14 protein-coding genes are annotated in these 14,371 nt (G+C 46.3%); 9 read left to right on the plus strand and 5 right to left on the minus strand.

All coding sequences use genetic code 11. The features are described from left to right. Window positions 1-19: 19 nt before the first annotated feature. The 5 genes from AS158_RS05385 to AS158_RS05405 are packed head-to-tail and all read right to left on the minus strand — an operon-like array spanning window position 20 to window position 7,715. Complete coding sequence (locus tag AS158_RS05385) at window positions 20-1,486, minus strand: clostripain-related cysteine peptidase (protein ID WP_165304644.1); 1,467 nt, start codon at window positions 1,484-1,486, stop codon at window positions 20-22. A 13-nt stretch (window positions 1,487-1,499) separates the two neighbouring features. Next, a complete protein-coding gene (locus tag AS158_RS05390) occupies window positions 1,500-2,927 on the minus strand; it encodes a capsule assembly Wzi family protein (protein WP_165304645.1) in 1,428 nt (475 codons plus the stop codon). Window positions 2,928-2,931: 4 nt separating this feature from the next. Next, window positions 2,932-3,543 carry an HAD family phosphatase gene (locus tag AS158_RS05395; RefSeq protein ID WP_165304646.1) on the minus strand — a complete coding sequence of 204 codons (612 nt, stop codon included), beginning with the start codon at window positions 3,541-3,543 and terminating at the stop codon, window positions 2,932-2,934. Then, window positions 3,533-4,735 (minus strand): hypothetical protein, encoded by a 1,203-nt coding sequence (locus tag AS158_RS05400; RefSeq protein WP_165304647.1) that lies wholly within the window; start codon window positions 4,733-4,735, stop codon window positions 3,533-3,535. Before AS158_RS05400 ends, AS158_RS05395 begins: the two co-directional genes overlap by 11 nt. A 1-nt stretch (window position 4,736) precedes the next feature. Then, window positions 4,737-7,715 carry an SLBB domain-containing protein gene (locus tag AS158_RS05405; RefSeq protein ID WP_165304648.1) on the minus strand — a complete coding sequence of 993 codons (2,979 nt, stop codon included), beginning with the start codon at window positions 7,713-7,715 and terminating at the stop codon, window positions 4,737-4,739. Window positions 7,716-7,918: 203 nt separating this feature from the next. On the opposite strand from AS158_RS05405, the gene AS158_RS05410 reads away from it, so the two are divergent. The 9 genes from AS158_RS05410 (at window position 7,919) to AS158_RS05450 (ending at window position 14,371) form a co-directional block, all read left to right on the plus strand. Continuing rightward, window positions 7,919-8,113 carry a DUF1659 domain-containing protein gene (locus AS158_RS05410; RefSeq protein ID WP_165304649.1) on the plus strand — a complete coding sequence of 65 codons (195 nt, stop codon included), beginning with the start codon at window positions 7,919-7,921 and terminating at the stop codon, window positions 8,111-8,113. A gap of 14 nt (window positions 8,114-8,127) precedes the next feature. Next, window positions 8,128-8,337 (plus strand): DUF2922 domain-containing protein, encoded by a 210-nt coding sequence (locus AS158_RS05415; protein ID WP_011942959.1) that lies wholly within the window; start codon window positions 8,128-8,130, stop codon window positions 8,335-8,337. Between the two features lie 21 nt (window positions 8,338-8,358). Beyond that, on the plus strand, window positions 8,359-8,589 hold the full coding sequence (locus AS158_RS05420; RefSeq protein WP_241241257.1) for a hypothetical protein: 231 nt from the start codon (window positions 8,359-8,361) through the stop codon (window positions 8,587-8,589). Beyond that, complete coding sequence (locus AS158_RS05425) at window positions 8,582-8,944, plus strand: sigma factor (RefSeq protein ID WP_012895983.1); 363 nt, start codon at window positions 8,582-8,584, stop codon at window positions 8,942-8,944. Before AS158_RS05420 ends, AS158_RS05425 begins: the two co-directional genes overlap by 8 nt. Window positions 8,945-8,990: 46 nt before the next feature. Further along, a complete protein-coding gene (locus tag AS158_RS05430; RefSeq protein ID WP_165304650.1) occupies window positions 8,991-9,398 on the plus strand; it encodes a glucosaminidase domain-containing protein in 408 nt (135 codons plus the stop codon). A gap of 24 nt (window positions 9,399-9,422) precedes the next feature. Then, entirely contained in the window at window positions 9,423-10,649 is a 1,227-nt protein-coding gene (locus AS158_RS05435; protein WP_165304651.1) for a sugar transferase, read from the plus strand. Further along, window positions 10,628-11,749 (plus strand): glycosyltransferase, encoded by a 1,122-nt coding sequence (locus tag AS158_RS05440; RefSeq protein ID WP_165304652.1) that lies wholly within the window; start codon window positions 10,628-10,630, stop codon window positions 11,747-11,749. The genes AS158_RS05435 and AS158_RS05440 overlap by 22 nt, the downstream gene beginning before the upstream one ends. Before the next feature lie 181 nt (window positions 11,750-11,930). Continuing rightward, window positions 11,931-12,998, plus strand: coding sequence for an EpsG family protein (locus AS158_RS05445; RefSeq protein WP_011942965.1), 1,068 nt, complete (start codon window positions 11,931-11,933; stop codon window positions 12,996-12,998). 209 nt (window positions 12,999-13,207) lie between these two features. Continuing rightward, on the plus strand, window positions 13,208-14,371 hold the full coding sequence (locus AS158_RS05450) for a glycosyltransferase (protein WP_165304653.1): 1,164 nt from the start codon (window positions 13,208-13,210) through the stop codon (window positions 14,369-14,371).

Below are 14,371 nucleotides of genomic sequence, written 5' to 3' on the forward strand. Positions count from 1 at the left end.
TCCCCTCCTTTTGTTTTTCTCACAGTTGCGATAGCCAGTATTCTAAAAACTCATCCCACAGTGTGTCGCTGGGGAAGGAGAGAGTCATGTAGTCATTCTTATAAGTTTGATAAATATCTAGATTCTCAGGCATAAAGATACTGACAGGAGTGGAGAGTTCTTGATCACCTTTTTTACCGTAGGAATAAACAACAAACGAGGATAGATCAGGAACTATAGAGAGTTTTGTCCCCCACTTATCTATAAGATCCCCAAGATCAACAAGAACAGTTTTTTTACCATTGTAATAATCAACAACGTAACTCTTCACGACGTCGATGTAGATCGAATTAACTTTGTTTAGGTCTGCTTTCAGATCATAAGTGAATGAATCTAAATCATAAACAAACTTCTCCACTTGTGAAGTGTCGTACACCGCAAGACTCAGTCCATCTTGACGGTAAGAATCGTAAGCGGGAGAAGAATAGTAATCCCTGTAACTGTCAACAATCATCTCTGCCACACTGAACTGTGTACTATCGGGAGTTATCTCATCCAAGAAACTGTAATTCCATCCATCCGCTGGTTCGTTGAAACTGGAAGCCACAATGTAATGAGCCGTGTTTCTGAGTTCGTATATCACCTCCAGAGAACCCATAAGGCACGCATCGAACCCGAGAATGTCGAGCTTCTGTCCGTCAAGAGCGCCGTTGATCACGTTTTCAAGCGCCACTCTCAGATCTCTCACCGCTATTGCGCTCTCAGAAGTCTCATCAAAACTGATCGCTTTCGAAGAAGCATATATCGAATCGTATATCCACGCGCTTCCGTGATCCCACATGATCAGAGCTCTGTAGGTTGAAGAGAAGTTTTCAAAGACATATTTCAACCAGTACTCGAGATCTTCGTAAGAACCGCTGTTGAAGTCTACCCCCGTTATTCCCATGATCGCCTTCCAGTTACCATCATCGTCGAGAACCAGAATTCCATCGCTCGTACCTCCTCCATCGTAAAACACCACCACAGAGACGCTTTTGTTGGTGTTCTCCATCTCTTCAAGGTCTTGATCACCGTATCCCCACAGATTGTTGTCTCCGCACATCCACACCACAAAGAGCCATTCAGGAGAGGTGAAATCGAGGGAAAAGCTCTCCATGATGAAAGGATTTCCCTTCACCTGAACGTAAAGATCGTACTTACCTTCTTTCGGAGAAAAGAACGAAAGTTCAGCCCATCCGGAGGAATTCGTTTCCGCTTCATCTTCTTTCACGTAGTAATAACCATTGGAATCTTTAATCTTCCTGTAGAGTTCCACCGTCACGTCAGAAACAGGATTTCCACTCTTATCGAGCACCTGAACATCGATCAGCGCGTACCTTCCCGCAACGTGTTTTCCTCCCGTGTTCACCACAAGAGAAGCGGGGGTCTGCAGACCGCCCGTCAAATCAGGCAGCGTACATCCAGCAGCAAGAATTACCACACCTGCTACAAGAAGAAACCACCTCATCTCTTCGCCTCCCTCAGAATTCCCATTTCATGCCGAGTCCCACACTCGCGCTTCCTTCAAACAGCTCTAAAGAAAAGAGAAAATTCTTCACACTCCCTCTTATTCTCAAACCGGGTACTTTTTTTGTTTCTCCCTCCTCTTCCTTCGGATACTCCGACTGCAGCGTGTTCGGACCTTTCACCAGGTAGAAAGCGTCCACTCCAAGGTTCAGATCTTTTCCGAACAGATCGAGCGAGGCGTTGAAGATCCTCGCGTCCGGCCCGAATGCAAACCCCACCGGATAGTCAACGATCGTTCTGGAGGAAGGAAAGTTCGTGAGATAGAGAAATCTGTTGTTGAACTTCAAGTAAGGAAGGAACGTGTTGTAGACGAACTTCGTCGCCAGAGCGTACTCGACACCCAGAACACCCCTCAAGTCTCCCACAGAAAACACCTTTCTTGCTCCCACGTTGAAGGCGTAGGCCGTTGGTTTCGACTCGTTCTCAGTTGTTCCCACAAGATCGTCGAGAGCGAACTCTCCGTGGATCTCCCAGCCCTTCGCAGGAACGTAAGAAAAGTCGAGCACTGCCATAGAATTCGTGTAGCCCTCGTTGTAGTTGTTGTGCCAGATCGCGAAGGGGCTCGCGGAGAAAAGATCGGGGTACTTTCCACCGATCATCGTGAGCTCTCCCACACCGAACCTGAAGTTCTCAAAGGGGTGAAAGTCGAGCCTGTGGGCCACCAGGGTTTTCACCTTCTCGGTATACGGAGAGAGGGGATCGGCGTTCACAGGCCTGAGAGTGCTCTGTTTTTCCCACTCTTCAGTCGTCAAAACGGGATTTATCGAAATCAGGTGGAACGTGTACCGTATCTGCGCCTTCGTCGAGAACGTGAAATGGCTGAAATAAGGGCTCACATCCGAGATCACAACGGGAAACTCGGAGCTTCCCCATCTGATCTTCGATCTTCCAACGGCTACGTAAAAATTCTCACCATCGTAAACACCGTAAGCGGTGTACGGAAAAGTCGAATCGGCGCTCGAAAGCTCTTTCCAAATTGGCGGAACGTTGCTGTGAAGGTCCAGATAAAAGTCGCTGTAGTTGTTTGTGAAGGGGATCTCTGTGTAAAACGAAATCTCTCCCACGAAGCCTTCGAAAGAAACGTTCAAAAAGTAAGGAGTGTTCTCGTACAGGTAGAAGTTCTCCCAGGGAGGATCAGAGAGGACGAACCATCCCGTTTTTGTCTTTCCCTGAAAATTCCCGAAATAAAAAAACGGTGAGACTTCAAGAGAAACTCTATTTTCTCTCTCACCAGAAGGCATGGGAAGAACACCGGGAAGCGCTTTTCCTTCGAGAACGTACTCGTAAACCATCTGAGGTGCGAGCTCTGTGATCAACGGCTCTGAAAACAAAACAGAAGAGACAATCACAGCAAAGAAAACCCACCACTTTCTCACGATCATCCCCTCACAATTCGATGTTCAGCTCTCTGATCAGAATCTCTTTCAATCTCGACGGCTCTTCGAGACGAACAGCCCGAAAGCCAATCTCTCTTGCGGCCTCGACGTTTTCCGGTGTGTCGTCTATGAAGAGGCTCTCTTCAGGCACGATCTTGTATCTTCTGATCAGCTCGAGGTATATCTCTTTCTCAGGTTTCAGGTAGCCCACGTGAGAGGAAATCACCATGCCGTCGAAGAATTCAAAGAAATCGTACCTTTCTCTCACCATCTCGAAGTAGATCCTCCCGTAGTTGGAAAGAGCGTAGAGTTTGAAGGTCCTTTTCAGCGCTGGAAGAAATTTCACGTTCTCTTCGATGGGTCTCAAAAGTTCTGGAACTTCCCTTTCGAGTCTTTCCACGTACTCTCTGAGTTCTGGAAGCTCCTTTTTTTTCTTTTCCCACAACTTGTTCTCAGGCAGAACGCCTCTGTCCATCAACTTCCAGTCCTCGTGCTTGAAGATCTCTTTCTCGAGAACCCTCGCCACCTCTTTTGGGAAAGACTCGATCAGGTACTCACACGGTCTCCAGTCGATCAGGACCCCTCCAAGATCGAAGACGATGTTCTTCACTTCAGAAGCCAACTTCGAACTTCACCTCCAGACCGAGCCCATCGAGACTGTTCCACCAGACATCCACGTTTCCTCCGTACTCTCCAAAGAAGGTGTTCAGAGACACCTTCACCGTGTGCTCTTTTGTGAGGTCGCCGATGAGCCACTTCGTGTCCGGCGGTATCTCCTCACCGTGCCAGGGCTCCTCCGGTGTTCTGTCTCCATAGACGAGGTAGTGGTACATAACACCGAGAGAACACCAGCCAAGGAAGCGTTCGGCACCGAGCTTCAAAGAGAAGGAATTTTCGCCGTATTTGTATCCGATCATCCTGTCTTCGATAGCTCCTTCGGAAAAGTACGTGTACTCGTAGGGAAAGTTTGAATTTGTCCTCTCGAAGGTGTACGCGCTCGCACCGGAGACCTCCCCGTAGAACTTCCAGGGACCCGTTCTGTACTCACCGCCAAGGAGAAGCGCTATCTTGTCCGGGTTCAGGTATCCTCCCGTCCCAAGGAGTCTGTTCAGGCTCATGTCGTCTATCAGCGCCTCGAAATAGACCCTTCCCGCACCGAAGTTCCACTCGACCCATCCACCCATGAGGGCGTTCGCGTTCTCTGAAGGATCCCTCCAGGGAGCCCCCTCTTGGTACTGCCAGATCTCCTGTACAGCGATCGTTGGAATGGGAACAAAGAAGTAGTAAGGATTGAACACCTCGTTCAGATAAACCACGGCGTCCTCGTAGGCGATCTTCAAGAGCCCGAGGTCGAACACCACCGTTCTGTAGTTGAAGCTCTTTTCGTCGTTTATACGAAGCCAGAGAGATTCAACGTGCCAGTTGTTTTGGGTGTACTTCAGAGAAAACCCGGGAAAGCCGTAAAAACGGGAGTTGTTGTCCAGAAAGAGTTTGTCGATCCCGGGTCCCCTCTCCTCGTTCAGAATCCCCGCTTTCAGCTCGAAAGGGCCTACCTTACCAGAAAGGTTCGCCTCCGGGATGTAGTAGAACTCAACAAACTTTTTGAGTTCATCGATGATACCGGTGTGAACTATCCCAAAGCCCTTGCCCACACCGGCTCTGCAGTTGAACTGCCAGTCCTCGTCGAGCCACACACTCCCGGACAGCTCTCCTGTCCATTTGAAGCCGTTCTCATAAGACAGATCCAGAGAAACGTTCGTGCCCGCGAAGATTAGAACCGGCAGAGCTATCAAAATTGAAACCAATTTCCTCACATTACCACCCCATGAAGTCTCTGACGTTGCTGATCGTGTTTATCACGGTGTTCACTATGGAGAGCGCTTCTGTAACCTGTATGAGAGGATTGTCGGGAACGAAGACCACATCACCCGGTGCGACGTTCGGATTTACACCTCCACCCTTTCCAGAAAGAACTCCTGAGAGATCGCAGACGGTGACCTCTCCCTGAGGTCCTCCTTTGAAGAGGAATATCCTGCTTGTGGCGGCTCTGTCCGTGAACCCACCGGCCCTCATCACCACATCGAACACCGTAGAGTACCTGTCCACCTTCACGATACCCGGTGTCCTCACGTTACCGAGCACGTACACGTAGTTCGTCTCAACGGGTGGTACGTACACCACGTCTCCCGGCTCTATCTTCACCTTCTGCACCTCGTCTATGTTCGTGAAGTCGTAGGTTGTCTCATTCTCCCCTCTTCTCAGGATCACCTTCGTCTTCAGGGCCCAGTTGCTCAGACCACCGGCCTGTGTTATGAGCTTCAGAAGTGTCACGTCTCCTTTGAGCTCGTACGCTCCCGGTCGAGCGACTTCTCCCACAACGTAGGCGAAGTTCTCCGTCTCAAGAGGCACGAAGACCACGCTTCCGCTCTCAAGAACAGGCCCACCCGTGTTGATCACGTCTTCATAATCCACTTCTTTCTTTTCTCCGTCTGGACTCACAACAACGATTCTGCTCGATCCCGTGCTCTTTATACCGCCCACCTTGCCCAGGACGTTCCTGAGCGTTGGTGTTTCCTCGTCTTTGAAGGTCACGAGCGTGTTCGTGATGCCTTCTCCGAAGACGTAAACGTGAGGTCTTTCGGTGTATTTCACGTACACAAGGTCGCCGTCCTTCAGCTCGAAAAAGCTGAGCTGGTTTTGAGAAACGGTGATCTCACTGCCGTTTCTCAGAACGACCACATTGCCCGCTTCGAAGAGAGCGTCTTCTTTGTACCCTCCCGCCTTCACAATGGCTCTGTCTAAGAGAGCCGACTCATCGGGCTCGAAGACAACCATCTGAGGTACTTTCACAAAGCCGTCCACGTACACTCTGACGGCTTCTTTCACATCCACCTCGACAACTGCGCCGTCTTCGAGTGGAAGATCGGTAATTTCCGCCAGCTCCTGCACCTTTCCGTTTGAGTGAACTTTCAATCCCGCTATGTACTTCTTCTGTATTTTTCCGAACCTCGCGAGGGCTTTCTCGAGTGTGATGTCTTCGTCTTTCGCAAAATCGACGTATCCGTACACGTCTCCGGTGAAATAGACCCTCTTCGTCTGTATCGTCTTCACAAGAATCGTGTCACCGGTCCTGAGAGGAACATCCTCCGTCAATATCTTCTCTGGATCGAAGCTCTTTTCTTCACCGTCTCTCAAGAGTGAAAGGCTTTTCACAAGAGAGAAATCCTCGACCCCGTACTTCTTCAGTGCCGTCGAGAGTGTGAACGGTTCGTCCTTAGCAAAGCTCATCCTTCCGTTCCTGACAGCGTTGTCTCCCACTATGTAAACGAACCTGTCCGTGTACTTCTCCACGTAGACAAACACACCGTCTTCGAGGGGAATGTCTTTTTCCACTATCTCCTCCGGGGAGTATTCCTTTCCAGACAGTTTCACGGAGACAACCTGGCTTTCATCGATGAACCCACCGGCCTTCGCTATGAGGTTTCTCAGCGTGAACGCTTCGCTCTTTCCAAAGGCGTAGAGCCCGGGACTTCTCACGTACCCGAGGATGTAAGCCTTCTTCGGGATGAACTCCTTCACGTTCACTATGTCGCCGGGTTTCACAGGAAAGTCCAGCTTGTCTGGTGAGATCTCCACAACGCTTCCGTCTCTTGTGATGACGATCGAATCGATTTCTTCAACACTTCCTCTGAACCCTCCTGCCATCGAGAGGAGCTTTTCCAGGGTCACCGATTCCTTCGGGGAGATCTCGTAAACACCGGGTCGTGTCACGTATCCTGATACATATACTCTTGTCTCTTCGTACTTCTTTATCTCAACGACATCTCCGACATTCAGCTGAACGTTCTCGTCCAGCACTTCCGGTGTGTACTCTGTGGTCTTTCCATCTCTTGTGATCAGAACCTTCTCTACATATCTGTTCTCAACAGAGATCCCGCCGGCCTTCGCCACGAGGTTCTTGAGCGTGAGAGACTCTTCTCTGGAGAAGGTGTACATTCCGGGTCTTGCCACCGCTCCCACAACGTAGGCGAACCTTTCGTCGATTTTTTGAACGTGGACCGTGTCTCCTGGTTTCAAAAGGAGGTTCTTTTGATAGAGATCCTTCTCTGATATCTCAACCGTTTTGTCTTTCGAGAGGACGATTATCTTTCCTGAGCTCTCCTGCGTGGTGCCGCCCGCTTCCGCGATGGCGTCGAGCAGAGTCATCTCCTTTCTGTAGGGATAGATGCCCGGCTTTGCCACGGCTCCAACGACCTTCACGAACTCCGTGTAGCTCTTTTCCGGGAGTATCACCTGATCGTTTTCCTGGAGCACCACGTCTTTCTCGGGAGCCTCACCCCAGAGAAGCGAAGAGAGATCCAGTTCAAAGACCCTTCCATCTCTCAAAACCTTCACCTTCGAAAGATCAACGGAGGAAAGATCCACAGAAAGAAGAGAGAGAAGCTCGGAAACGCTGAGATCTTCTATTCCCATGTTCACCACTCTGTTCACAACACCGGAGACGTAGACGTTCCTTGGAGCAATCTGCTGAAGAGACACGATCACCTCAGGTTCAGAAAAACTCTTGGAGAGCCTCTCTTTGAGAAACTCTGTCACCTGGTCCACACTGAGGCCTTCCACCTTCACACGTCCCACGTACGGAAAAGTGATCGCTCCTTCTATGTCCACCGCGCAATTTCTCGTCAGGTCCGGGTATCCCACCACTTCTACTCTCAGAACGTCTCCCTTTCTTATGGTGTAAGATAGAGAAAACACCGCAGCTAAGAGAAACAGAAAGATCAGCACTCTTTTCATGCCGAACCCTCCTCTTCGTTTTTTCTGTTGAAGATTATACCTTACGTCTGAAAAAAGACCGAACCAGAAATAATTCGCTTAGCGATTTTTATTCACTAATATGTTGAATATACAAAATTTTATATGTGATTTAACATCCCTGTCAGGACTTATTTATTGGAGGGGCTGCGCAGCCCACCAAAAAATTCACAGGAGGTGTTATCATGGAAAAGGCCCTCAGGATCGTGTGGGCAACAGGTGAAGTGGACGAAAACGGAAACCCTGTGACGAGAAGACAGACCATCTCCGTCAGTCCAAATGCGACAGCACAGGATCTTGCGAACGCGGTGAACGCCCTCGATTCTCTCTCGAGCTACACCTACGTTTCCGCCCAGCTCGTCACGTACGAAACCATATGAGGAGGTGAAGCGGCATGAAGAGATTGTACATGGATTTCTACAACGAGGCAGAGGGAAAGAGAAGGAGAATCATAGTGAACAGTCCAGCTGACGGTCTCACAGCTGATCAGGTTCAGGCAGCCATGCAGACGCTTCTGGACTCAAAAGTCCTGGAAGGCTACACGATCGACAGAGCAGTGATAGTTGAAACCAACTCCAACGAATTCTTCGATCTCATCCAGTGACGAAGGGAGGGCGTCTGTATGATGACAATACTTCCATTTCTCAAGGACGTCCTCCCGCTCGCCGTCTCCCTGGTCGAAAGGCCGGGGGACGGTGAGTCCAAGAAGGAGGAAGTGAAAGAGATCGTCTTCGGCCTTTTCGACAGCTTCGGAATCGACCTTCCCTTCGACGACGATATCCTGGATCACATCTTAGACTACGCCATAGACTTCGTGGTGGACTTCTTCAACGATCGGGTGTGGAACAATGCCTAAGAGAAATACGAAGAAACTGAAAGACGAAGAACTCACCATCGATGAACTCTACGAAAGATACCAGAACGAGATAAGAAAGAAAGCAGGATTCTTTTTCGAAAAGTTCAGGGAAAAGATTTCTTCCTTCGAAGATCTCTACCAGGCGATATGCTCTATCTTCTGCTATGCTCGTAAAACATGGAACAAGGACAAAGGAAGCTTCTCCGCTCATTTGAAATCCACCATAAACAGAAAAGTGATCGACCTCATTCAGGGGATCCCTCTCCCGGGATGCAGCGACGCTCCGTTCGACATTCTGAAAACAGAGTACAAATCTCGATGCAGGCTGGAAGACTTCGAAGAGAAAGATCGTTGAACAAAAGCGGGGTCATCCCCGCTTTCTCTCTTCTGGAGGTGATAAAATGAAGAAAGAGTTTCTCGAAAGATTCGGCGAGACGGCCTTTCTTCTCGGAAAGCTCACCGGGATGGATCCGAAGATACTCCTTGCCCAGTCCGCCCTCGAAACTGGCTGGGGAAGACACACGGTGGGAAACAACCTTTTTGGTATAAAGAAATTTTCCTGGCTCGAAGGAGGAATCGAAGCAGAAACAAAAGAATTCGATGGAGTGAAAACGATCGATATGTTTCAAACTTTTGTCAGTCCAGAAAACAGTATGATCGCCTACCTGATTCTTATAAAAGAGTGTTATAATAAGGCCTGGGAGTGTAGAAAAGAGCCAGAGAAATACTTCAGGCTTCTTCAAAGACATGGGTACGCGACAGATCCATCGTACGCGGAAAAGTGCATAGGAGTGTACAGGTGTTTCTAAAAACAGTGTTGAGGAGGAGGCAGATTGAACGGATTAATCCTCATAGATTTCCTGATGGTTTTCTCATTCAACCTCCTCTTTTTTAACTGGCTCTCAGCGCTTCTGTTCGCCACAAGTTTGACCCTCTCTTTTTTTGCCTTCAGGCTATACGACGCGGAAAGCCTTCAAAGTTACAACGAACAGCTGATAAGAACCGTAGTGGGAACGATAGCTGGTTTTATCATCGTTTTGATGTTCTACCCCTTGTTTGAAAACAAAATAAACAGATACCATTTCTTCGAGAACTTCCTGTTCTCCTCGGCAGGGGTTCCCGTTTTAAACGTTCTGGTGCACAGACTTATCAAAGAGAAACTGCCCGTGAAGAGATATCTCGTTCTGGGAAGAAGAGAAGAGATAGAACCCGTTCTGAAAGAGATCGAGGAAAAATCCCTTGGAAGATACAGATTCATTGAGTACATCAATCCTTCCGTCGAGACGGTGAAAGCAAAGCAAAAACTCTACGACGCCGTTCTCCTCGCAGATCCCCAGTTCGAACATATATTAGAGAAAGTCCACGTCGAGAATCTGGAATACCTTCCAAACCTGGTGGAAAAGACCCTCAAGAGAATTCCCCTCGTGGTCATGGAAAAGTTCAGAGAGTACTACGAAGTCGCGTTCAGCAACGTGAAAGGCGACTCACCCGCAAAGAGAATTCTCGATGTTGTTGTCTCGCTTGTCGCACTCGCCGTCTTCTCGCCGATCATGCTGATAGTTGCTATAATAATATGCCTGGAAGATGGACTGCCGGTGGTCTTCAAGCAAGAGAGGGTGGGGAAAGACGGGAAGATCTTCACGATGATAAAATTTCGAAGCATGAGAAAAGAGAAAAAAGGCTCACCAAAATTCGCTGATCAGGAAAAAGACAGAATACTGAAGGTTGGAAAATTCATCAGACCCTTCAGAGTTGATGAAGTGCTCCAATTTGTGAATGTCCTCAAAGGTGATATGAGTGTGGTGGGTCCGAGACCGGAGCAAGTGGAATTTGTTAAAATATTCGAAAAACAGATTCCTTTTTACCAGTTGAGACATAAAGTGAAACCCGGTATCACCGGCTGGGCACAACTCATGTACAAGTACTCTTCCAATTTGGATGAAGTCAAAAAGAAACTCAGCTACGACCTCTGGTACGTGAAGAACAGAAACATCTTTCTGGATATGAGAATAATTCTTCAAACACTGGAGGCTGTGCTATGGAGGAGAGGGGCGAAGTGAGAGATAAAACAAAAATCTTGCACTTGATCACACGCTCAGACTGGGCAGGAGGTCAAAAGGTTCTCTACACCATTGTCTATGGTCTTAAAGAGAACTACTCAACTCAGTTCGAAATTGAAGTTGCCTGTGGCCCAGAGAGCGGTCAATTGATAGAAGAATTGAAAAAAATAAATGTGAAAGTACATGTCATTCCTGATCTTGTAAGAGAGATTTCTCCAGTTAAGGATCTGAGGGCTTATTTTCAAATAAAAAAACTCATAAAAGATGGAAAATACGATGTTGTTCACTGTCACTCTTCGAAAGCCGGTTTTTTGGGAAGAATAGCCGCAAAAAGAACCGGAGTTAAAAATGTGATTTACACGGTTCACGGATGGTGGGGGATAGAGCAGTATAAAGGTTTAAAAAGAAAACTCCTTATCCTTGCTGAAAGGTTCGCCGCAAAGTTTTGTGATAAGATCGTTTTGTTGTGTCATAGAGATCTTTTAAAAGCAAAGAAGTGGAAGATAGGAAAAGATTCACAGTACGTTGTAATTCCAAACGCTTTGATCCCTCAACCACCTGCAGCTAGAGGAAAACTGAGAAAAGAACTCGGCATACTAGAAAACATAAAAATAGTAGGAAACGTGGCAAGACTCGATCCCCAAAAAAATCCTCTCAGGTTTCTCGAAATAGCCAAACTGGTCCTTGAAGAAAGAGACGACGTTGTCTTCGTATGGATCGGCGGAAGCATTGTTGATGATAGTTATGGAAAACTCGTCCAAAAATGGCTCGACGAACACCCAGATGTAGCAAAGAAAGTGCACTTTCTTCCATTCAGAAAGGATGCTGTGGAACTCATGGCTGATTTTGATGTGTTCCTGCTTACTTCTGATTCTGAAGGAATGCCACTTGTGGTACTTGAAGCATTAAACCAGGGTGTTCCCGTTGTGAGTACGGATGTGGGATGTGTGAACGAGATGATAGACACTGTTTATTCAAAAAAGGAAGATCTTGCATTAAATCTCCTCAAGATACTGAATGGAAACGACTATACGAGTCATGGGTATAAAGAACTATATGACAGGTTTATAGAAAATCATATATCGATCTATAGGAAGTGATCGATTAATGGAGGGTTTATCAATCAAGAGAAGATGCCTATCTCTATCAGTTGCTTGAACGACATTTTTGAAACAGGATTGGCTAAGGATGCCTCGGAGGTTATAAAATCATGCTAAATGTTCTACATGTACTATGGCCTGATAAGACAGTAAGCATGCATAGAGGGAGGAACTATAAAAAATGTTCTGGTACATTTTTATTTTTCTTGTCATAGCTTCAACATTATTCCTGAGCTATCAATATAAGTTTGATAGAAAAACGAGCGTAACTGTAAGATCGCTTCTCTTTATTCTTCTGGTTCTCTTTATAGGTTTGAGACATGAGGTTGGAGGTGACTGGTTTGGTTATTTAGATTGGTTCCGAAGGGTTTCTTCTGGTGGTTTGACATTGTCTTTTGAAGATATATTCCTCAAGGATTTTGGTTATAACCTTTTCAACTGGCTATCATCAAAAATTGGATGGGGAATCTACGGGGTTAATCTGCTCTGTGCTTCTATTTTCTTGATAGGTTTGTTTGCCTTCCTTGATTATCTGGGAAACGACCGAGGATTCTATCTGGGCCTTCTGGTTTCTTATCCATATCTGATAATGGTTGTGGCAAACGGGTACACAAGACAATCGGTGGCGCTTGGATTGATCATGCTGTCATATTCACTGTTTTTGAAAGAAAGGTATATGTCCTCCTTCCTCTGCCAAATGTTGGCTTTTTTCTTTCATAAGACATCTGCGATTGGCTTCATAATTTTTCTATTTCATAGAAAAACACTAAAATGGATTCTGCCACTAATTCTGGCGATTCTTGCAATTGCCTTCAGTTTTTTCGGGCAACTTTTCGTCAGGTACTATGCATTATATGTGGAAAATCCCATGTACTCAGAGGGCGGTACAATAAGGGCTGTAATGAACCTGGTACCGGCTTTGATTTTTATAGTCCTGTTTAGATACTTTGAAAGAAGATATCCCGACAGCAAGTTCTGGCTGATAATATCTGTTATAGTGTTGATACTATCCATACCAAGTATCCTGAAATTTACATTTGCCGATAGACTTTTACTGTATTTCTCCATGATACAGCCCCTTGTTTTTGTACGTCTAGAATACGTTTTAAAAGAGATTGAGGTTAAGGCTATGTTGTTTATCAGTATTATCTTTGTATACTGCCTGGCAATGACTGTATGGTTACTATTTGCTAAGCACGCTCCGTACTGGATACCTTATAAAAATCTTATTTTAAAGCTATTAGAATAAACCCAGAACCATTAAGGCAAGAGAGCATCTTGAAATACCGAATAGTTAAAATAGACATAACCTTGCGACAGATAAGAAGATGGGAGAGAACTTTATCAGTAAATAAAAAGCTACACTATAAAAGAACAGCATCTCAAGGAGGAAAAGATAGAAAGTCTGCTGAGTAATATTTACTTTACCATATTATACGACTGAGGTGAAATAAACTTATGATCTATATTTCCACATTCGAAGATCTGGAATTTACACCGGGAGTTCGAAAGAAAATTTACTCACAATCACGATGGTTTGCCCATTACACTGGCGAAAACACGCATATCATTCTCACGAAGAATCGAGCCACGTTCTGGCAGGTGCTGACGGCCGGTAAAGATATTCTGTTTTCAGAAAAGCTTTTCGATGTCAACGGCATCTTCGAAAAGAGCCGTTATTACAGAAAACTCCTCGGTGTTCTTCCGAGGTTAACCGCTGACAGTTCTTTGCGGTTCAAGGTTGCTTACACAAGGACAGTGGTTTACGATAAACACCTTCTCAATCTTCTGACAGCTTTGAAGAAGGAAGGCTTTAAGATCGTTCTGGAAATACCGACGCCAGCATTTGTAAAAGAGTACATCAACAGCTTTCCAAAAGGCTGGTACAAACTCTTCAATTTCCTGCTCTACCACAAAAAGATATACAGGCTTGCCGATTTAATAGTTTCAATAGGTGAAATGTCTCCCGTTTTGAAGGGATTAGAAGATAAGGTACTTGTGATAGGAAACGGTATTGATCTTAACGAAATTCCCGTGATCGATCCTCCAAAGTTTGAGAAAGAATTACATCTAATAGGTGTTGCCAACGTTGCATATTGGCACGGCTACGATCGAGTGATAAAAGGGCTTTGGGAGTATTACAGGAAAACCCCTGGAAAGAAGGTGTACTTTCACATCGTAGGTGACGGACCGGAACTTCCCAGGCTGAGAAAACTCACCAAAAAACTGGAACTGGAAGAGTACGTTGTTTTCCATGGACCAAAGCACGGTGAAGAATTAGATAAGATGTTCGAGAAAATGCATGTTGGTATTGGTGCTCTGGGAAACCATAGAAAAAAACTATTGACAACTTCAGAACTGAAAATTAGAGAATACTGTGCGAGAGGCATTCCATTCGTCTCTGCAAGTTACGATCCTGATTTTCCCGAAGATTTTCCATTCTTGCTGAGAATTCCTTCGGATGAGTCACCCGTTGATATCCAGAAAGTGATATCCTTCTACAAAGAGTTGAAAAAGACACATCCTGACTATCCTCTTTTGATGAGAAAATACGCGGAAGAGCACCTCAGTTGGGAAATCAAAATGAAACCACTTGTTGAAAGGATCATGGAGATGAGGTGA

It is taken from the genome of Thermotoga sp. 38H-to (genome assembly GCF_011057665.1).
Classification (GTDB): Bacteria; Thermotogota; Thermotogae; order Thermotogales; family Thermotogaceae; genus Thermotoga.

Coding starts and splice junctions, on each gene's coding strand:
- AS158_RS05385 (WP_165304644.1), bottom strand. CDS start 1,486: ATGAGGTGGTTTCTTCTTGTAGCAGGTGTGGTAATTCTTGCTGCTGGA.
- AS158_RS05390 (WP_165304645.1), bottom strand. CDS start 2,927: ATGATCGTGAGAAAGTGGTGGGTTTTCTTTGCTGTGATTGTCTCTTCT.
- AS158_RS05405 (WP_165304648.1), bottom strand. CDS start 7,715: ATGAAAAGAGTGCTGATCTTTCTGTTTCTCTTAGCTGCGGTGTTTTCT.
- AS158_RS05410 (WP_165304649.1), top strand. CDS start 7,919: ATGGAAAAGGCCCTCAGGATCGTGTGGGCAACAGGTGAAGTGGACGAA.
- AS158_RS05415 (WP_011942959.1), top strand. CDS start 8,128: ATGAAGAGATTGTACATGGATTTCTACAACGAGGCAGAGGGAAAGAGA.
- AS158_RS05420 (WP_241241257.1), top strand. CDS start 8,359: ATGACAATACTTCCATTTCTCAAGGACGTCCTCCCGCTCGCCGTCTCC.
- AS158_RS05425 (WP_012895983.1), top strand. CDS start 8,582: ATGCCTAAGAGAAATACGAAGAAACTGAAAGACGAAGAACTCACCATC.
- AS158_RS05430 (WP_165304650.1), top strand. CDS start 8,991: ATGAAGAAAGAGTTTCTCGAAAGATTCGGCGAGACGGCCTTTCTTCTC.
- AS158_RS05440 (WP_165304652.1), top strand. CDS start 10,628: ATGGAGGAGAGGGGCGAAGTGAGAGATAAAACAAAAATCTTGCACTTG.
- AS158_RS05445 (WP_011942965.1), top strand. CDS start 11,931: ATGTTCTGGTACATTTTTATTTTTCTTGTCATAGCTTCAACATTATTC.
- AS158_RS05450 (WP_165304653.1), top strand. CDS start 13,208: ATGATCTATATTTCCACATTCGAAGATCTGGAATTTACACCGGGAGTT.